This is a genomic window from Okeania sp. SIO3I5, assembly GCF_010672085.1.
Lineage (GTDB): Bacteria > Cyanobacteriota > Cyanobacteriia > Cyanobacteriales > Microcoleaceae > Trichodesmium.
The window spans coordinates 1-17,850 of sequence record NZ_JAAHHT010000195.1; the positions used below are offsets into that span (position 1 = coordinate 1).

18 protein-coding genes are annotated in these 17,850 nt (G+C 38.7%); 7 read left to right on the forward strand and 11 right to left on the reverse strand.

Annotated elements, in window-relative coordinates; translation table 11 throughout:
- Positions 1-100 precede the first annotated feature (100 nt).
- From ltrA to F6K40_RS30055, 4 genes are all read left to right on the forward strand, one after another.
- The gene (gene ltrA / locus F6K40_RS30040; RefSeq protein WP_293141192.1) at positions 101-1,903 is read left to right on the forward strand and encodes a group II intron reverse transcriptase/maturase; all 1,803 of its coding nucleotides are present in this window, start codon (positions 101-103) and stop codon (positions 1,901-1,903) included.
- Between the two features lie 291 nt (positions 1,904-2,194).
- Positions 2,195-3,133, forward strand: coding sequence for a gamma-carotene 1'-hydroxylase CruF (gene cruF, locus F6K40_RS30045; RefSeq protein WP_293141222.1), 939 nt, complete (start codon positions 2,195-2,197; stop codon positions 3,131-3,133).
- A gap of 401 nt (positions 3,134-3,534) precedes the next feature.
- Positions 3,535-4,710 carry a 2'-O-glycosyltransferase CruG gene (gene cruG, locus F6K40_RS30050; protein WP_293141194.1) on the forward strand — a complete coding sequence of 392 codons (1,176 nt, stop codon included), beginning with the start codon at positions 3,535-3,537 and terminating at the stop codon, positions 4,708-4,710.
- A 341-nt stretch (positions 4,711-5,051) separates the two neighbouring features.
- Positions 5,052-5,999: an Npun_F2552 family protein gene (locus tag F6K40_RS30055; RefSeq protein WP_293141196.1), complete on the forward strand. Its 948-nt coding sequence runs from the start codon at positions 5,052-5,054 to the stop codon at positions 5,997-5,999.
- 435 nt (positions 6,000-6,434) lie between these two features.
- On the opposite strand, the gene F6K40_RS30060 is transcribed toward F6K40_RS30055, so the two are convergent.
- Complete coding sequence (locus tag F6K40_RS30060) at positions 6,435-7,106, reverse strand: Uma2 family endonuclease (protein ID WP_293141197.1); 672 nt, start codon at positions 7,104-7,106, stop codon at positions 6,435-6,437.
- A 176-nt stretch (positions 7,107-7,282) separates the two neighbouring features.
- On the opposite strand from F6K40_RS30060, the gene F6K40_RS30065 reads away from it, so the two are divergent.
- Positions 7,283-8,185, forward strand: coding sequence for a TlpA family protein disulfide reductase (locus F6K40_RS30065; RefSeq protein WP_293141198.1), 903 nt, complete (start codon positions 7,283-7,285; stop codon positions 8,183-8,185).
- Positions 8,186-8,557: 372 nt separating this feature from the next.
- A complete protein-coding gene (gene tftA, locus F6K40_RS30070; protein WP_293141199.1) occupies positions 8,558-10,456 on the forward strand; it encodes a hormogonium tapered terminus morphoprotein TftA in 1,899 nt (632 codons plus the stop codon).
- 92 nt (positions 10,457-10,548) lie between these two features.
- Here tftA and F6K40_RS30075 read toward each other — a convergent pair whose 3' ends face one another.
- From F6K40_RS30075 to F6K40_RS30095, 5 genes are all read right to left on the reverse strand, one after another.
- Positions 10,549-10,752, reverse strand: coding sequence for a hypothetical protein (locus tag F6K40_RS30075; RefSeq protein WP_293141201.1), 204 nt, complete (start codon positions 10,750-10,752; stop codon positions 10,549-10,551).
- 46 nt (positions 10,753-10,798) lie between these two features.
- Positions 10,799-13,108 carry a TOMM precursor leader peptide-binding protein gene (locus tag F6K40_RS30080; RefSeq protein WP_293141203.1) on the reverse strand — a complete coding sequence of 770 codons (2,310 nt, stop codon included), beginning with the start codon at positions 13,106-13,108 and terminating at the stop codon, positions 10,799-10,801.
- A gap of 300 nt (positions 13,109-13,408) precedes the next feature.
- Complete coding sequence (locus F6K40_RS30085) at positions 13,409-13,615, reverse strand: hypothetical protein (protein ID WP_293141205.1); 207 nt, start codon at positions 13,613-13,615, stop codon at positions 13,409-13,411.
- A gap of 161 nt (positions 13,616-13,776) precedes the next feature.
- Positions 13,777-14,184: a DUF433 domain-containing protein gene (locus F6K40_RS30090; RefSeq protein WP_293141207.1), complete on the reverse strand. Its 408-nt coding sequence runs from the start codon at positions 14,182-14,184 to the stop codon at positions 13,777-13,779.
- Between the two features lie 241 nt (positions 14,185-14,425).
- Positions 14,426-14,623 carry a microcyclamide/patellamide family RiPP gene (locus F6K40_RS30095; protein WP_293141209.1) on the reverse strand — a complete coding sequence of 66 codons (198 nt, stop codon included), beginning with the start codon at positions 14,621-14,623 and terminating at the stop codon, positions 14,426-14,428.
- A 283-nt stretch (positions 14,624-14,906) separates the two neighbouring features.
- Here F6K40_RS30095 and F6K40_RS30100 point away from each other — a divergent pair, with 283 nt between their 5' ends.
- Entirely contained in the window at positions 14,907-15,143 is a 237-nt protein-coding gene (locus tag F6K40_RS30100; RefSeq protein WP_293141211.1) for a hypothetical protein, read from the forward strand.
- 31 nt (positions 15,144-15,174) lie between these two features.
- Here the strand turns inward: F6K40_RS30100 and F6K40_RS30105 are convergent, their stop codons facing one another.
- The 5 genes from F6K40_RS30105 to F6K40_RS30125 all read right to left on the reverse strand — a co-directional run bounded on the left by F6K40_RS30105 (position 15,175) and on the right by F6K40_RS30125 (position 17,369).
- Positions 15,175-15,381 carry a microcyclamide/patellamide family RiPP gene (locus F6K40_RS30105; protein ID WP_293141213.1) on the reverse strand — a complete coding sequence of 69 codons (207 nt, stop codon included), beginning with the start codon at positions 15,379-15,381 and terminating at the stop codon, positions 15,175-15,177.
- A gap of 138 nt (positions 15,382-15,519) precedes the next feature.
- Positions 15,520-16,149 carry a type I restriction enzyme HsdR N-terminal domain-containing protein gene (locus tag F6K40_RS30110; protein WP_293141215.1) on the reverse strand — a complete coding sequence of 210 codons (630 nt, stop codon included), beginning with the start codon at positions 16,147-16,149 and terminating at the stop codon, positions 15,520-15,522.
- A gap of 139 nt (positions 16,150-16,288) precedes the next feature.
- A complete protein-coding gene (locus F6K40_RS30115) occupies positions 16,289-16,600 on the reverse strand; it encodes a hypothetical protein (RefSeq protein WP_293141217.1) in 312 nt (103 codons plus the stop codon).
- 75 nt (positions 16,601-16,675) lie between these two features.
- Positions 16,676-16,816 (reverse strand): hypothetical protein, encoded by a 141-nt coding sequence (locus tag F6K40_RS30120; RefSeq protein ID WP_293141218.1) that lies wholly within the window; start codon positions 16,814-16,816, stop codon positions 16,676-16,678.
- Between the two features lie 307 nt (positions 16,817-17,123).
- Entirely contained in the window at positions 17,124-17,369 is a 246-nt protein-coding gene (locus F6K40_RS30125; RefSeq protein WP_293141220.1) for a cyanobactin biosynthesis PatC/TenC/TruC family protein, read from the reverse strand.
- Between the last annotated feature and the right edge of the window lie 481 nt (positions 17,370-17,850).

Here is a 17,850-nt window from a genome sequence, read left to right on the forward strand (position 1 = left end):
TTAGTTTTCCCTAAACTCTAATAATTATTCATTGTTCATTATTCATTATTCATTGCTGACGTACCCACTGTTAGACGTAATGTAAGGTAATGAGCAAGCAATGAATAAAGCTAAAACACTAAAAAGACGGTTAGGAAACCCTAAACGATTTTTAAGCGTGGCATGGGATACAGACGATATACCAAATCCAGTAAGTATTAATCCAAATCTCAAATGGAGAGATATCAACTGGAGACGGGTTGAGAAGAATGTATTTAAGTTGCAAAAATTAATTTACAGAGCATCCAGCCGTGGCGAAATCCGCAAGATGCGTAAATACCAAAGACTTCTGACCAAAAGTTATTACGCTAGGTTGCTAGCTGTTAGGCGTGTGACTCAGGATAACCAGGGGAAGAAAACTGCTGGTATAGATGGTATTAAGAATCTACCACCAATGCAGAGACTAAACTTGGTTGAGTTATTAAACACGCGATACCTTAAAGCAAGCTCTACCCGTAGAGTCTGGATACCAAAACCAGGACGGGATGAAAAGAGACCTCTTGGAATCCCCACAATGTACGACCGTGCATTACAAGCTCTGGTTAAGCTGGGTATGGAACCAGAATGGGAGGCACGTTTTGAACCTAATAGCTATGGTTTTAGACCAGGACGGTCAACGCATGATGCTATTGAAGCGATATATCTCAGCATTAATAAAAAACCTAAATATGTACTTGATGCTGATATATCAAAATGTTTTGACCGAATTAACCATGATGCACTGTTGAGAAAAGTAGGTCAGACGCCCTACAGGCAACTAATCAAACAATGGTTAAGAGCCGGAGTATTTGACAATAAACAATTCTCAAACACTGTGGAAGGAACACCACAGGGAGGGGTTATATCACCCCTACTAGCAAACATCGCCTTACACGGTATGGAAGAAAGGCTAATGGAATTTGCCAAAACTATAGACCTTAAAAATGAAAAAGGGGGTCAAAAAGGTTGGCAAAATAAAGTATGGAGTCTTTCCCTAATACGCTATGCTGATGACTTTGTAATCCTACATGAAGACATCAAAGTAGTGTTAAAAGCAAAAACCGTAATACAAGAATGGTTAAACCAGATAGGATTAGAACTAAAACCAGAAAAAACCAAAATTGCCCACACCCTAGAAGAATATGAGGGAAATAAACCTGGATTTGACTTTCTAGGTTTCACAGTTAGGCAATGGAAGGTTAAGTCAACCAAACAAGGATTTAAAACGCTAATCAAACCATCCTCCAAGAGTATTAAAGCTCATTATCGGAAACTGGCAGGGATATTTGACACACACAAAACGACTCCTACCAGGGCATTAATAGCCAAATTAAACCCGGTAATAAGGGGATGGTCTAACTACTTCTCAACCGCAGTCAGTAAAGAGGTATTTAGCGAGATAGACAACCTCTTATGGACAAGAGTATGGAGATGGGCAAGTAGAAGGCATCCAAATAAGTCGGCCAAATGGGTTAAGAAAAAGTATTTCCCAAAAATTAGTAACACTAGAAACTGGGTTCTAAATGATGGTGAATACATACTCAACCGACACGTTGATGTTCCTATTGTAAGACACGTCAAAGTGAAAGGTAATAAATCCCCTTATGACGGCGAGTGGACTTATTGGAGTAACAGAATCGGCAAATATCCAGGCGTAAGGAAAGAAGTCACAACGCTTTTAAAGCGACAAAAGAATAAGTGCGCATTTTGTGGACTAACTTTTAGTCCGACTGACCTTATGGAAATAGACCATATAAAACCAAGGTCATTTGGTGGTGACAACACATATAAAAATAAACAATTGTTGCACAGACATTGCCACGACAGTAAAACTGCTTTAGACAAAAAAAACATATCCAAAGCCAAAGTTACAGGATTTACCTGATGGTTATTTATGGGTTGACGATATGTTAACTCTGAAGCAGGATGTACCTATGAAAAAGGACGTTTAAGAGAGGAGCCATGGATGAGGTGAAAGTCTCACGTCCGGTTCTGAAGACGAGTCGGGTAGGGTAACTTATCTGGCTTAGTTTAACGGTTTCAAGAAAAAATTAGTCCCACTAGGAAAAAATAGTTCCAAATCTCTACTACTGATGCACAGAGTAGATTTGAACTATTTTCTCAAGAACATAAAAGTAGAAAATTAGTGACTTTTGACCTCAAAAATAGGACTTCTATGAAGAAACTTACGATCGCTGAACGCTATCTATTACTTGCACATATCTTATCAATGGTTTTTGGCCTAGCAGGTCTTTTAATAGTTATACCGAGTCCCGAAATTATTGTCAGCTTGCCTCCTATAGGACAAACTGCCTTCCAATGGAGCATGGCAGGTGGAGGAGCAGCTTACATTATCTTTGGGGCATTAGCAGTTGCTCTATATGGCATAAGGAATTTAGGAATAGGTACAACTTTGGCTTTTCTGCTACCTTCTGTATTTCTATCTTTGAGTAGCGAACTATTAGGAACTAGCACAGGGTTTCCTTTTGGGGATTATGCTTATCTTGGAGGATTAGGATACAAAGTTGCAGGTCTCGTACCGTTTACAATTCCCTTATCCTGGTTTTACATGGGATTTGTTTGTTATTTACTAGCTCGTTGTGGTTTACAGGTAAATAGTTCTAGTTCCTGGATACGTCATTTGGGAGCGATCGCTATAGCAGCAATACTTCTAACAGCTTGGGATTTAGTTCTCGATCCGGCCATGAGTCAGGCACCTGTTCCATTTTGGGAATTTCAAGATGAAGGTTCTTTCTTTGGAATGCCTTACCGGAATTTAATTGGATGGGTAGGTACAGGTGCAATATTTATGACTGTAGCTGCTTTGCTTTGGGGCAAGAAAACTATTTTATTGTCCCGTCAAGAATTAAATCTACCATTAATAACTTATTTAGTTAATTTTGCTTTTGGAGCAACAATTACTATAGTTGCGCTAGATAGTAGATTCTTATTGCCTACTGCTTTGAGCATTTTATTGGGAGTCGTTCCAACGATTATTTTTTGGTGGAGAGCTGAAGCTAATAAATTAAGGCAGATGGATGTTTCCATAGAAAATGTTGTGACTGGCGATGGGGAACAACTACCTCCAAAACAGGTAGACATGGCTATTAAATAGGACTTACTCATACCGTTTCACTGAATTCTGAATTCTGAATTTAGAATTCAGAATGACAGATTTGATAGGCTAAAAACTTTAACACTCACAACAGTTTCAGGCAATTATTTGACATTTAAAGTTTGAAACTATTTGTGACATCCTTAAAGTGAATTAATATCAAAAAGTCTGATGTGTGACAACAGGAAATGGGGAATAGACAGCGAGTCATAGTTTGACTATTAAATTTCCTATATTTGGCTTTGTCTGTAAAGATATGGCAAATTGCAAGTATATGAAGTACAAACATTTGATTACAAATGTTTGTACTGCGGGCATCTTGCCCGCTACAGAGATACCTCACTGATATCAAACCCGCTATAATACAGACTCTAAAATACTCCTCCATAAAATCCAAAATTATGCCTGAAACCTTTTTGTTGATCGTATTAATGCTGCAACTGCCAGCAATAGCTATCTTATTATCGCGTCTGATTAAAGGTCCGACTCGCCAACCGCCATTAAAACCGGAGGAGCCTACACTAGAATTATTAGGTAAGGTGACAGTTGTGGTACCAACTCTTAATGAGGCAGAACGCATCACTCCTTGTTTAATGGGTTTGAGTAGACAAAGTTATGAAGTGCGAGAAATAATTGTAGTTGATAGTAACTCGACAGACGATACTCAATATTTAGTTAAGAAGGAAGCCAAAAAAGACCCAAGGTTTCGCTTAATTACGGACGAACCTTTACCTCCTGCATGGGTTGGTCGTCCATGGGCGTTGCATACGGGGTTTTTGGCAAGTTCTCCAAAGAGTGAGTGGTTTCTGGGAATAGATGCGGATACTCAACCAGATCCAGGGTTAGTCGCTAGTTTGGTTAAAAAAGCTGAGACTGACGGCTATGATTTGATTTCGCTGTCGCCACGGTTTATTCTGAAATATCCAGGAGAATTGTGGTTACAACCTGCTTTACTAATAACATTAGTCTATAGGTTTGGACCGACGGGTACGGGGGCGCCAACACCAGAACGAGTTATGGCTAATGGTCAGTGTTTTTTGTGTCGGCGTTCGGTATTGTCGAAGATGGAGGGTTACGTTAGTGCGAAGGGTTCTTTTTGTGATGATGTGACTTTGGCTAGAAATATTGCTGCTGAGGGTTTTAAGGTGGCGTTTCTGGATGGAGCGCAGGTTTTGCAAGTGAGAATGTATGAGGGGATGATGGAAACTTGGCGGGAGTGGGGGCGATCGCTTGATTTGAAGGATGCTTCTCCTGTTGTTCAAGTTTGGAGCGATCTTTGGTTATTGTTAGCAACTCAGGGTTTGCCTTTGTTTGTCATATTGGGTTATTTGTTGTTTGGTTTGCCGATTTCTATTTCTGTGTCTGCCAAATTTTTGTTATTTGGTTTGAATTTATTTTTATTATTAATGAGGTTTGCTTTGTTATTAGGTATTGCTCCTTCTTATGATTTTAGTAAAGCTCAAGGTAGTTGGTTATTTTTATTATCTCCTTTAGCAGATCCTTTGGCAGTTTTGCGGATATTTTTATCTGCAATTAAAACTCCAACAAAATGGCGAGGTAGAGTTTACAATGGATAAAATTTAGGGTAATAAACCTGGTGTCTTGGTTGGGTTGCGTCCTGTAGGGGCGAATGGCATTCGCCCTTACTAGATATGGTGGTTCTGTGTAAGTCCTGTAGGGAAATAAAACTGGTTTCTTGCTAGGAGTAAAAGGACTGATGCAGAAACCGGGTTTATGAACTAAAATTTGTCAGATAAACCATTAAATTAGGGAAATAAAATCGGTTTATTGCTAGGGGTAAAAAGACTGAGGCAGAAACCGGGTTTATGAACTAAAATTCGTCAGATAAACCATTAAATTAGGGAAATAAACCCGGTTTATTGGTAGAGTACATAAGTTATAAGTAAAATAAAAAATTATGTCTACTGTAAGTTTAATCCGAGCTAATTCCTATAAAATTAATGAATTAGAAAAATCAATAGAGAATCTTTTAGAACCATTGGGGGGAATTAATACTTTTGTCAAACCAGGCGATCGCGTCCTCCTAAAACCAAATTTGCTCACAGGTTCTCGCCCTACAAAAGAATGCGTAACTAGACGAGAAATAGTTTATTGTGTAGCTAAAATGGTAAAAGAAGCGGGCGGTAAACCTTTTTTAGGTGATAGTCCAGCTTTTGGTAGTGCTATGGGTGTGGCAAAAGCAAATGGTTATTTATCATTGCTCAAAGAATTTGATTTACCAATAGTTGAATTTCATGGGAAACGTTATGACATAGTTAGTCAAGAATTTAATCATTTACTATTAAGTAAAGAGGCAATGGCAGCAGATGTAATAATTAATTTGCCTAAGCTTAAATCTCATGTTCAATTAACTATGACAATGGGAGTCAAAAACTTATTTGGTTGTGTGCCAGGAAAAATGAAAGCTTGGTGGCATTTAGAGGCGGGTAAAGATGCTCATCGTTTTGGAAAAATGTTGGTAGAAACAGCAAAAGCAATTAATCCAAATTTGACTATTATTGATAGTATTATTGGTCACGAAGGTAATGGTCCGATTGGAGGAGAACCTAGAAATTTAGGTATTTTGGGGGCATCTACAAATGTATTTGCTTTAGACCGAACATTTGCCGAAATTTTGAAAGTTAATTCGGCAGAAATTCCTACAGTTGCAGTTGCTGAAAAAATGGGATTTTGTTCTGATTTAAAGATGGTTAATTTTCCATTATTACAACCTGCTGAAGTCGAGGTAGAAAATTGGCAGTTACCCACAACTAAGACACCTATTGATTTTGGTGTTCCACGGATAATTAGGTCTACTTTTAAACATTTATTTGTTAAGTTTATTCGGGAACCAATGAATATTTAAAATTAGCGATTAGGGAGTAGGGAGTAGACAAGAAGATGCAGCTATTTTTATAAAAGAGAGCGGCTTTGTTCTACGAAAACATATAGCTACCGCACAAGATCCAAGCATCTGTACTTCATACTTCTACAATTATTGTCCAATAAATAAATCAAACATCAATCTTTTCTTTCTTTCTTTCTTTCTTTCATAAAAAAAAAGGCTGAAACTTTTACCTGCAAAAGCTTTGAGAAATTTTACTCTTGGCCAATAAATAAATGAATAAAGCATCAGATTTATAGCTGAGGGTGATATAGCTGCCACTAGGTTCACCTTTCATATAGAACCCGGTTATATAGTATATGTTCATTATTTACAGCGGTTTAATGATGAATAAACCACAATCATACTGACTCCTTACTCGTTACTCCTTACTCATTACTCATTACTCCTTACTCATTACTCATCTTGTTGTGCCTGTTCGTCTCCTGTTAATAAAATCCTACCCGATTTATCGCACCACCGCAGCCAATTATATTCTTTACCCTCAAATTTGCCAGACCAAATTGTTAATCCTAAGCCTACTTGCGACAAAAATAAATTATTTAAAAGAATATAATTTTTCCCTTGCAAATGATATATGCGTAGTATTGATTCACCTAATTGATGAAGTGGGTCAAAAACTACATAATAAGCTACTCTAGCACGAGCATAATCTTGCAACTTACTACCTAGTTCATTTCCAATTTTATTAGAAACAATTTCAATTGCTACCTCTGGAGATTTGCCGAACTCCCAGACAAAATAGGAACGATTCTTTTTTTGACTCCAATCTTCAGGAACTTCTACTTCTAAACTTAGGAGAATATCTGGTACAAGAGGTGGCTGTTTTAGACCATAAAAAAGTCCGACATTAGCAGTGGCTAAAAATGGTGTATCTGTCTGAAAGGAACTATAAAGAGTAGACGTTAATAGTCGTTGTTGTTTTTCAGAAATTAGATTATCCACAGGTGTATCATCTTCTGTGATTATATGACTAATATCAGGAGTTGGGACTTCCCAATTTTCACTTTGATTTTCTGATATTTTTGATAGTGATTCAAGATTTTTTTTTGTTGGAGATTTAGACATAATTTTTGATTGCTGTTTGGCTCCAAACTATTGTTATAATGTAACCCTTCAGCTATCAGCTATCAACTAATAGCTAAGTGGTTAGGTTAGAATTAATTATAGCAATTATCATGCTAGTGAGGTAAAAATTATAGATTTTTGGGAACAATTTAACTGGAAAAAAACTGATAACTGATATGATCTTTTTTATTTTAGCTTCTACAGCTTTAAATATAGTGGGTAGTATTTTCCTCTTGACTGGTATTGCTAAAGTTATAGAACCTTGGAAATTTACCCAACATATTACTAAACTGAACTTAGTAAGTCCTAAATTAACAATACCCGTTGCCCTAACTTTTACTGCGATTGAATCAGCTTTAGGAATTGCTTTGATATTAGGAGTTTTTCCGACTGTAATAATGCCTGTAAGTATTTTATTATTATTTGGTTTATCAATGCTTACTTACTGGAGTACATCAACTGGTAAAACTGAAGATTGTGGTTGTTATAACGGTTTGTTGAAAATTACTCCCACCCAAAGTTTAATCCTGAATGCTATTTATATTTTTCTGTTAATATTCGGTGAATTTTTTGGTAAATATCAGCCTACTATTTTGTGGCAATGGCTAGTGGTATTAATAACTTTTATAATTAGCTATGCTTTGGCTGCTGGTTCTCTAGAATATATGCAAGAAAATGGTCGTCCTTTTATTGATTTTACCCCATTAAAAGAAAATAGAATGTGGCAAATAGAATGGTTAGGAGAGGATTCAAAATCTTTAATGTCTGGGTCTGTAATTGTAGTTTTTATGAGTCCTGAATGTTCTCAATGTAAACATTGGTTGGGTGTGTTGAAGTTAGTGCAATGGCAAGATAATTTACCAGCAATAGTTGGATTAATAGATACTGAAAATATTCAAGCAGGGCAAGATTTTGTAGATAAATATTTTTTGAATTTTCCTGTTGTTGCAGTGGATAAAAAGTTCTATAGAAAATTGAAGATAGAGGTAGTACCTACGGCGGTTCTTTTGGAAGATGGAGTGATTCAAGAAAAATGGATAGGGTTAATGCCGATGTGGTTTATTAATAAGATTAAGTAGGTTGGCGTTAAAAATTATTGTGATGACAAGGCAACAGAAAAGAGGTTTTGAGTAATTTTACTTTTCATTACATACTTCTTTTATGAGATTTTATGAGAGTTTTCCTGGCAAATACGGAGTCAACAGCTCAGTTTAGGAAACTGCTATTAAAAGATATTACAATCTATTGTCAGATTGTATAACTTGAAATTACAATATAGATAAGTCTACCGGATTGTGTGTTTATTTTCTAGGTAAATGAATAGATAGACTCTAGGAGCATCTTCCAGTGGCAACTTTGATTTAAGTTGCTCAAAACCGTTTAATAATTTTTGAATCAAACTCTGGACTCTGAGAAAGCAGTAGCGACTAAAACTTGAGGAGAACTAAATTATGGGAAAAATCTTCATATCAGCAGGTCATTTTGTGAATGATGGAGGTGCAAATACCGCCATCGGAACAACTGAAGCCCGAGAAATGATATTAACTCGTGACTTAATTGTAGCAGAACTAAAATCACGGGGTTTCAAAGAAGGCGATGATTTTGAGTCTGTTTCTGACACAATAGATCTAAGACCTACAATTAACTGGATTAATGCCCGTGCTGTAAATGGTGATGTAGCTTTAGAGATTCATGGCAATGCTTATAATCGTCAAGTCAGGGGGGCAGAATGTTTCTACATTGCTGGAAACACTCAGCGTCAGCAAGATGGAAGACAAATGCTTGATGCTTTGTTGAGAGCTGTGCCTGAACTACAGGATCGTGGTTCCAAGCCAGATACACTCGCAGGCGTTGGTAGTTTAGCTTTTTGTCGCGATATCAGAATTTCTTCTCTTTTGTTAGAGTTGTGTTTTGTTGATCAGATCGACGATATGAATCTACTGAAAAATAAGCGTCAAGATTTTGCTAAGGGTATTGTAGATGGCTTGATTGCTTGGAGTGGTATTGATCTTACCGATGAAGTTACACTACCTATTATTGATATTGAAATCAATGGAGAAATCTACGAGGATAAAGGCATCATTATTAATAATAATTCCTTGGTTCCAATTGACATCATAAATGCTTTAGACATTGATTTGCCTGGAGAAATCTCTAATTTGGGTATAACCAGGAAAGGTGGTGTTCTTTATGTATTAGCTGTCAATCTGCAAAAATTTCATGTTTCTGTTAATTGGAATGGTGATACAAGAACAGTCATCTTAAAAACAAGTGGAACTGATACACCCATAGATCAAATTATGGGTAATGGTAGAGCAGCTATAGAAGAGTTAACTAACTTCTTGCAGGAAAACAATTCAGGAGATTTTGCTAACAGATTCCCCGATATTGCCGAACTCTATGTTGAAGAAGCTAAAGTTGAAGGGGTTAACCACGACATTGCTTTCTGTCAAATGTGTCTGGAAACAGGTTATTTAAGATTTGGTGGGGATGTTACACCAGAACAGAATAACTTTGCTGGTATTGGTACTATTGGCGGAGGAGTTCAAGGGGCTTTCTTCTCTGATGCCAGAATTGGAGTAAAAGCTCATATTCAGCATCTCAAGGCTTATGCTAGCACTTTAGCAATTAAACAACTACCTATTGTCGATCCTCGGTTTGATTTAGTCAAACGAGGTGTTGCTCCTACTTTAAAGCAACTGAGCAAACGTTGGGCAGTAGACTCAGAGTATGGGAATAAAATTCTGTCTATCTTGAACCGATTGTACGACGAATATAATTTGTTGGGAAATAATGGTATACGCCGAAGCCCTTCTCTGGGTATACCCATTAAAATCCCTGAAGAACAAGTCAGTCCTCCTTATACTGATATTTTTTTGCATTCTATCCTTGGTCGGATAACAATTACGGGTGGTTTCATGGAACCGTACGGGCATAGTTGGAAACCAGAACTACAGGCAATCTTTTTGAATGGTAGATTAAGAACTCTTATACCTAGTAATCGCAATATTGGCATTGATTATTCTGTAGATGACTATAAGGTCATAGCTTGGTATGGTGGTAAAGTGATTAAGGAAGGAACAGAAGGTGGGTATGGTAATCGTATTCATATTCAGTTAAATGTGGCTTATCAATTTCAAGGGAAAAACTACCAGGTTTATCAAGCATACGCTCATAACGAAAAAAATTTAGTAACTGTCGGACAAACTGTTAAACAAGGAGAGCAAATTGCAATTATGGGGATGACAGGATTGGGTTCAGGTCCTCATGTAGACTTGAGTACCTATATTTATCTAAATGGCTCTAGAGTTGAACTGAATCCTCAAGCCTTGGATCAACAGTTAGATTAGATTTATTAAGATCACAGGACTTGCGCAACCAAACAAGAAACCGGGTTTATTGCCCTCAACCTCGCCCTTAAGGGTGGGGGTGATAATTGATTTTATTTAGAGCGGTTTTCATTTGGGTAAACCACAGTAAGGGCGTTGCATAACAAAAATGCGAACGTCCCTTCCTGACTCTTGATATCATCTCCGGTAGCATCGGTATTGTATAGAGAAAGAAAAGTAGGGGCGAACGGCCGTTCGCCCCTACGAGAGAGGGTAGATATTTCCCAAACTTTTAGACAAACGATACCAACGGACATGATATGACTCCTACCCTAAGCAAAGGACTTTCTAAGCAAACCCTACTTAAAACACCATTGGCATTGAATTCATATCCTCCTCCCGCAACGCTTCAGACAACAAACCCATTTTCACTGGAACATCATACAACCTCCCCTTGCCAAAACGCGACCAAAAATGACGCAATCCAGGCACAATAACTTTAACTACTTTTAACTCAATATCCGGGCGAGTCTGATCCAAAACCAAAGTTTCCATTCCTGCTGCTTGAGCAATTTTCACACAAGTCAAAACATCATCATAAATGTCATCACTCCAAAGTTGCGGATAATCTCCATAAACCTTAGCACGTATTTCTGGGTTGGGAGCTAAATAAGGATGACTTGCTAAAGTTGCTGTCGTCATCCATTCTTGCATCCCCTCTTCCATCTGACTAATATCTTGCCCATCCATTCCCAACCCTATTTGATTGACTTCCGTTACTGCTCGCAAAATAGCAATTTTCGGGTCAAAATGCGCTCCAAAACCAGTAATAACTCGCTCATATTCTCCATCAACTCGACGCGACACCGCAGTAAAAGCAGGTATCCCTAAATCCGTAGTTAAATCCAATACCCATAACTCCCGCTGATTTTGTCGATAAAATTCTTGCACTTCCAATAAATAGGAATCGCGAAAACTTGCTAAATCTACCCCCGGACGCTGCAAACGGTTGTACCACCAAATTGCTACACTGTCGCGCTCTACTAATTCCATAAATCCTTGCAAAATTGCTTCTTCTATGGTATTGCCAGCAGCGTTGCCATTGGAGTCAGCTACACAAAAATTATGATCTTTGGGCAATTTATAAGCATAATAACACCAAGCAGTAGGCAAATATTTGTGAGTCTGCTCCGTCAACGACCATACAGGAGTCCATTCAATTTTTTGACTGGCATCAAAAGGTTGCGGAATCCAATCATGAGCTACTTTACAATTAGCATTCAATTCCTCCCGGTTAGCATACTGAGTCGGACTAAAAAGCAGACATTTCTCTGGATGAATACCTTGCTCTCCCAACTCAGCTAAAGTTGACTTTTTCCGAGCTTCGTCTCCCTGGAATATTCCCGAATAACGTTCGATCGCTTCACAAAAACCACTCGCTTTAGATTGGCGATCGCTCTTACCTTTGCCTCCACTTTTATGACGCAGGGAACGACGCAAAGCACCGAGACTTTTAGCTGAACCAAAACTATGAATAGCACTGTAAGTATGAATCAAAGAATTTTCGGGGTCGGAAACTCGCACCAATGCACTGACAACTCCAGTTATTGGACTGATTAATTTTTCATAGCGTTTAGTTGTTTGATCGGGAGTGAAAGCGCGATGCCCCCCATCTGTGGTAAAATGCTTTTTGCGACTGGTGAGACTCAGAGGAGAAAATGAGATTTCTTGAAGTAACTTGGGATTTCCACAAGCTTGACATTGGGGGCGTTTACTCAAAAAGTGAGTTTCTGTGGTCAGGTTAGCTTGGTTGAAAGTAATTACTTTGCCAGCGAGAGTGGTAAAGTAGGGCATTTCTACCCCGCTTTGTTGTACTATCCATTTCGCAACTTCCGTGGTTATGAGATTAATTGCAGTTGCCAAAGTTGAAGGGAGGAAAACAGCAGGAGGAGGCAAACATCCAGAAACTTCTCTTTTGCTGGCAGTAGAGGCAACAGATTTTTGTTTTTGTCGCAAAACTGTAGCTTCTACTTCCCGATGTCCGCGTAAACGTTGACTCAAGCATTCCCAACATCCTGTCTCTTCTGGTTCAAATATCGGACCTAACCACAGTAAACCGCCTACTGGTTTTGCTAATAACCAAGGTTGGTTAGCTGCAATAGCAGTTTTATTGATTTCTGCTAGTTGTGGTTGGAGGTAGTCATCGGTGAGAACAACTAATAATGCGTTGCGATCTGATGTAAGTGGGTAGTCTTCCCAATGTTTAGTTTTGATACCCACTGCTGTCAAACTTTCGACTAACAAATCTGTGGTTGTTTCTCCTACTGAGGCGACATAAACGGTAATTTTTTCGAGAAAGTCGGCAGCGAGTTGAGGTTCGACGTTGAGTAAAGACCAAAATGCAGCAGCAGGTGGGGATAGTTCGGGAGTTGCTTCAGTTAAATAACCTTTACTTCTGAGGCGATCGAGAACGTATTCTACATCCTCCGGATCTACTATTTCTGCTAAAGTTTGACAGATTTCCTCAAAGCTATGTTGACCATCTAATAGGGGGACGAGCTGACAATAAAATTCTCCCGTGAGCGCCTCAGTGGAATTTTCCCCAAGGAGGTAAACGTGCTTGGGTTCGATAATTTCGATGCGATAGTGGGGTTTGATTTGTGGGTTTGACATTATAGTTATTTCAGTTAATTATGTAGGTTGGGTTGAGAAACGTTAGCGGAGCTTATCCGCAGGATAAACCCAACACATACAAATTGTTAGGTTACACTCTCATTGCCAACCTCAAGTATTAGATCTAATTTCATAACCAGTAGTTAGACAAAGATTTGGTATACTGCTATGTGGTGTATTTCAAATAATGTAGGACTTACGCAAAACAACGTAGTTCTGTCATTGCAATCGGTTTCTTGTTAGGTTTAGTGTTGGGTTGCGCTGGCGCTTAACCCAACCTACACAAAACTAATTTCATCTTTATTCCCATTCTTCTAGAGCTACAGGTTCGTAAGGTTGTTCATAAGAAATTACTTTTCCTTTCAGGGGGCGCTCCTGAGAGGATAGCTGTTGTGAAGAAGTCGATCGCATATCATGTTTCAATGTTTGCAGAATTGCTTCAACAATCTGGATGCGTTCTTCGACAGATGTTCCTTCTAGTTTTTTGAGTATTTCAGATTCTATCATGTTTTTTAATCTACACAAGACTTACAACTAATTACATTATGTTGAATATACTACCATTACTATGCAGGAATATCAACTATTCAACCAGAGTTTAACCAGACTTTCGATTAAAATTCACAAATATCCAATCATTCTTACTTTTAACTTTTAACTTTTAACTTTTAACTTTTAACTTTTGACTTTTGACTTGAAACATATCTTACTTCTGTTTGCATGATGACTTCATTTTCTCGAATAGCACTTTCAATCTCTTCTAGATGTGCTTCTGCATAAACCCAAGCATTGACTAGATCGACAGCACTAAGAGTGGGAAATGCTGCTAAAATTTCAGCATCGTTCATCCCTAAGCGACGATCGCTCACCAAAGACCAAACTGGAATTCGAGTATTACTGACACAAGCATCACCACCACAAACATTTGGTGTTTTGTTAATCCCTTGGGAAGTAAGAGTTTGAGTTGCTAGTAGTCTCAAAGCTACATTCATTACTTCATCAAGGGAAGCATATTGACCATTTTGTACTTGATTGCGAATAAATTTTTCTAATTCTGGATCGAGAGTTATTTCCATAATCTTATTATATTTCAAACTCAAAATTTAGGAGGCATCAAGGTAGTAGATTGGGTTGAACGGAGTTAAACCCAACAAAACCTTACTATTGTTGGGTTTACCTTCCCTACGGGGCGCTAACGCGAACAGCTCAAACGAGGAACTAACGCAGGTTGTGAGTCAATTTGTTGAAGCTAATAGACAGCCGTTGCAAGAAGGAAAGGATTTTTGATATTATGAATATGTTTGTGATCTTATGAAATTATTCTGGGTCGTCTCCGTCGTAAGAACACGGGATATAGGGGAGCCCACATCCACTTGGAATTAACGCAGCCAGGCCACGGTCGGGAGTAGCGCTGGTCAGGTTTTCTTCGCTAAGTCCGTCTTCCAGGGCAGGTTTAGCAACATTGGTACGGATTACTGGCTGATTGAGATTTGGCTTGATATTCTTTTTACCCATTGTGATTTTTCTCCTGAGTTGAGTTTTTCTTTTTGTATAGTATACATTGTTCATCTGGAGTTGGCAAGAAATTTACATTTCTTTTGACTCAGTAGCGATCGCCCTATTCTTGACTTTTGAATGCATGACTTGTTTGTTGCTGTGAGATAGGGGGCGGGTTTACTTAAATGTTGGTTGAGAAGCATTAATTTAGGGTGAAACCCGCCCCTACCTATTGCTAAATTTTCAGCTGTTGGTTATTTCGTTATTTGAATTTTGAATTAATTGGGGGCGATCGGTGTAGATGGTGCGTTACGATAGGGCGATCGTACTTTGTGCAACAAAAAAAACACAAAGGCCAAAAGCATTGAGATTAACCCTGACTTTTAGCCTTTATTTCATCACAACCAATCTTTCCTCACCTCTTACTTTTGACTTAAATTGCCGTGCCAGATCTGGTCAAACTAAGAACGCCCCGCAGTTTGTAAGTCAATTTGTTGAAGCTAATAGAAAGCCGTTGCAGGAAGGAATAGATTTTTGACATTTTGTGAAAGAGTTGTGATACTCTGAAATTATTCTGCGTCGTCTCCGTCGTAAGAACATACCCCCGCCAGATCCCATGGGTCCACTCCCGGTATTTCAATAAGGGGGGCCAGGCCCACGTTGGGGGCAGCAGCAGTGGTCAGGTTTTCTTCGCTAAGTCCTAACAGAGCAGGTTTTGCAACATGAGTGCGGATTACAGGCTGATTGAGATTAGGCTTGATATTCTTTTTACCCATTGTGATTTTTCTCCTGAGAGAGTGAGTTTTTTTGTAGTATACATTGTTGATCTGGAGTTGGCAAGAAATTTACATTTCTTTTCACTCAGTAGCGATCGCCCTGTTCTTACTTTTGACTTTTAACTTTTAACTTTTGAATTAATTAGTAGCGATCGCTCTTTGAGCCAAACCCTTCAAAATACTCACAACAGTATATAAATCTGACTCATTTAATATTGAAAATAAACGAGATAATCCATATTGAGGATTACCTCTTTTAAGTAGTTTAACAAATATAAACTCACTACCATTTGTCACAAATCCAAAAGCAGGTTGTTCAATTTCTGGAGCCTCCAACATATAAGCTAAAATTTGAGGAATTCCCACATTTAATGAATATTCAACCCGTTTCGCTTCAATTACTAAGACCCAAAATTGAGGAGTATAAATTAATATATCAATTTTACCTTTAATTGTAGTTCCTTCATCTTCTGAAGTAATTTCCACCTGTTTTTCAGCCGATAGAAAAAACGGTTCGCGATCAAAACCTGCTAATTTCAACAAAGGTGATAATACCACCATTTTCACTAGAGGTTCTAACATCGGACGTTCCATAAGGCGCAAATAATCTGTTCTTAGCTGCGCTAATTCTTGTTTTTCAGAATTCGTCAATTCTGGTAAATTTTCTTGCCACTCTCGGAAAAAATCTAGTGCGTCTATCCGCTCTAAACCAAACTTTTCTTTTAAGCTATATAAATCTATTTTACTAGCAGGTATTGTTTGAACCATAATATTTTTTTGTAGATTTTCTAAAAAAGGCAGGAGGCAAGAGGCAGGAGGCAGAAGGGAAGAAAAGGCTAGATATAGAGCGATATAGCTGCAGCGACGGCTCCGCCAACGCCCTGTTCTTATTTTTAACTTTTGCCTTTTAACTTTCTACCTCCTCTGACTTGTTATCAGAGCTAACTTTACACAGAGCTAATCTGCATTTAGGATGCGTTGCAATTACTTCTACTACCTCTAATTGAATTTTTTGTCTGGAATTAATTGCACCTACCCAAGAAGAAAATTTCTCGCCCACTACAGGAACTTCTTTTGCTGTAGTTGACTGATACCAACCTACATATTCTGTTGGTGTATCAGGAGTTGAAACATATACATTGTAAAAATCTACACCATAAAAATTTTGTTGCTTTTCTTGGCTGTCTTCATTGTGCAGTTTCAATTGATCTAATTGCATTCTAGTCTTACCTCTCTACTTAACACAATCATAATAAACGCCACCTGCCATATCAGTAGTAGCTACAGCATGAGTCTAACCTCTTTCCCGACATCTAGCATTAGCAGCAGCTAACGATGCTGCATAAAATCCCCCTGATTCTTCTGCTAATGTTGGTAATACAATGGATACAGCTAATACTGATGCGGCTAGTACCACCTTTCTCAAATTTGTCATCTAAAATTTTGTTACTTTTAACTTTTGACTTGAAATATAGCGATCGCCATGTTCTGACTTTTAACTTTTGCCTTTTGACTTCAAACAAAGCGATCGCCATATTCTGACTTTTAACTTTTGATATCAAATCCAGTAGCATCGGTGTTATTCAGCATTCAAAGATAAGAATCTATATTGTAAGGGCGAATGCCATTCGCCCGTACCCATTGTATGACGATCAACGGAATTATATTACTCCGAAGCCAACGGATTTGATATGACTTGAAATATAGCGATCGCCATATTCTTACTTTTGACTTTTGATTTGTTATGCCCAAATGCGTCCGCGACGAGGGAAAGGAGGGTTGCCTTCCCGTTTGTGGTCTTTGAACATTGCCTTCCAACGTCCGTAGTCTTCTAAACCTGTTGCCAGTATAGTCTTCTCTTCTGCTTCTGGCTCTGGTTGTTGGGTTGGTTGTGATGGTTGAGCAGTTGTTACTGCATCAGTCTGAGGTTCTTTTTCCTCCTGAGTGCTACTTGCTTTGCTCGTAGCTTTAACTTTTTTTTCCGACATAAATTATTCTCCTTATTTGACATACTCCCGACGTTGCGCTTGCAAGGGCATCGCGGGATTCTTCAGCCAGAGAAACTCTGACCGCAGTTTTGACAGAGGTGATGTCCTCCCCCTGTGTTGGTTATATTATAATAAAATATCTCCTGCTTGTCAAGGTCGGAAGAACGTTTTCTTTGTGGAGACACCCAACCGCTGACCTGGCTTTCCCATCCCTTCGCTCCCCTAATAGCTGCCGCTAGGCTCCGCCAACGGGAGAGCGCGGGACTTCCCGCCAGGGAAGTTAACAAAATTATGGTTAGAGAGAAATTGTTAGGAGAACAGTGGGAGCATCTTGCTCCCGTACTCGCGGGCAGGATGCCCGCACTGGGCATTGGAGCGATCGCTCTGTTATTACTTTATCCCTCCTGCCTCATGCCCCCTGCCCTCTGCCTTCTCCTGCCTCCTGCCTCCTGCCTCCTGCCTTCTCAATTAGCGCCAACCA

Bases quoted from the DNA above. Each gene is read 5' to 3' on its own strand.
- F6K40_RS30125 (WP_293141220.1), bottom strand. From the start codon at position 17,369: ATGTCGGAAAAAAAAGTTAAAGCTACGAGCAAAGCAAGTAGCACTCAG.
- F6K40_RS30080 (WP_293141203.1), bottom strand. From the start codon at position 13,108: ATGTCAAACCCACAAATCAAACCCCACTATCGCATCGAAATTATCGAA.
- F6K40_RS30075 (WP_293141201.1), bottom strand. From the start codon at position 10,752: ATGTCCGTTGGTATCGTTTGTCTAAAAGTTTGGGAAATATCTACCCTC.
- F6K40_RS30120 (WP_293141218.1), bottom strand. From the start codon at position 16,816: ATGACAAATTTGAGAAAGGTGGTACTAGCCGCATCAGTATTAGCTGTA.
- cruG (WP_293141194.1), top strand. From the start codon at position 3,535: ATGCCTGAAACCTTTTTGTTGATCGTATTAATGCTGCAACTGCCAGCA.
- F6K40_RS30090 (WP_293141207.1), bottom strand. From the start codon at position 14,184: ATGGAAATAACTCTCGATCCAGAATTAGAAAAATTTATTCGCAATCAA.
- F6K40_RS30115 (WP_293141217.1), bottom strand. From the start codon at position 16,600: ATGCAATTAGATCAATTGAAACTGCACAATGAAGACAGCCAAGAAAAG.
- F6K40_RS30065 (WP_293141198.1), top strand. From the start codon at position 7,283: ATGATCTTTTTTATTTTAGCTTCTACAGCTTTAAATATAGTGGGTAGT.
- ltrA (WP_293141192.1), top strand. From the start codon at position 101: ATGAATAAAGCTAAAACACTAAAAAGACGGTTAGGAAACCCTAAACGA.
- F6K40_RS30085 (WP_293141205.1), bottom strand. From the start codon at position 13,615: ATGATAGAATCTGAAATACTCAAAAAACTAGAAGGAACATCTGTCGAA.
- F6K40_RS30055 (WP_293141196.1), top strand. From the start codon at position 5,052: ATGTCTACTGTAAGTTTAATCCGAGCTAATTCCTATAAAATTAATGAA.
- F6K40_RS30095 (WP_293141209.1), bottom strand. From the start codon at position 14,623: ATGGGTAAAAAGAATATCAAGCCAAATCTCAATCAGCCAGTAATCCGT.
- F6K40_RS30100 (WP_293141211.1), top strand. From the start codon at position 14,907: ATGGTGCGTTACGATAGGGCGATCGTACTTTGTGCAACAAAAAAAACA.
- tftA (WP_293141199.1), top strand. From the start codon at position 8,558: ATGGGAAAAATCTTCATATCAGCAGGTCATTTTGTGAATGATGGAGGT.
- F6K40_RS30105 (WP_293141213.1), bottom strand. From the start codon at position 15,381: ATGGGTAAAAAGAATATCAAGCCTAATCTCAATCAGCCTGTAATCCGC.
- F6K40_RS30060 (WP_293141197.1), bottom strand. From the start codon at position 7,106: ATGTCTAAATCTCCAACAAAAAAAAATCTTGAATCACTATCAAAAATA.
- cruF (WP_293141222.1), top strand. From the start codon at position 2,195: ATGAAGAAACTTACGATCGCTGAACGCTATCTATTACTTGCACATATC.
- F6K40_RS30110 (WP_293141215.1), bottom strand. From the start codon at position 16,149: ATGGTTCAAACAATACCTGCTAGTAAAATAGATTTATATAGCTTAAAA.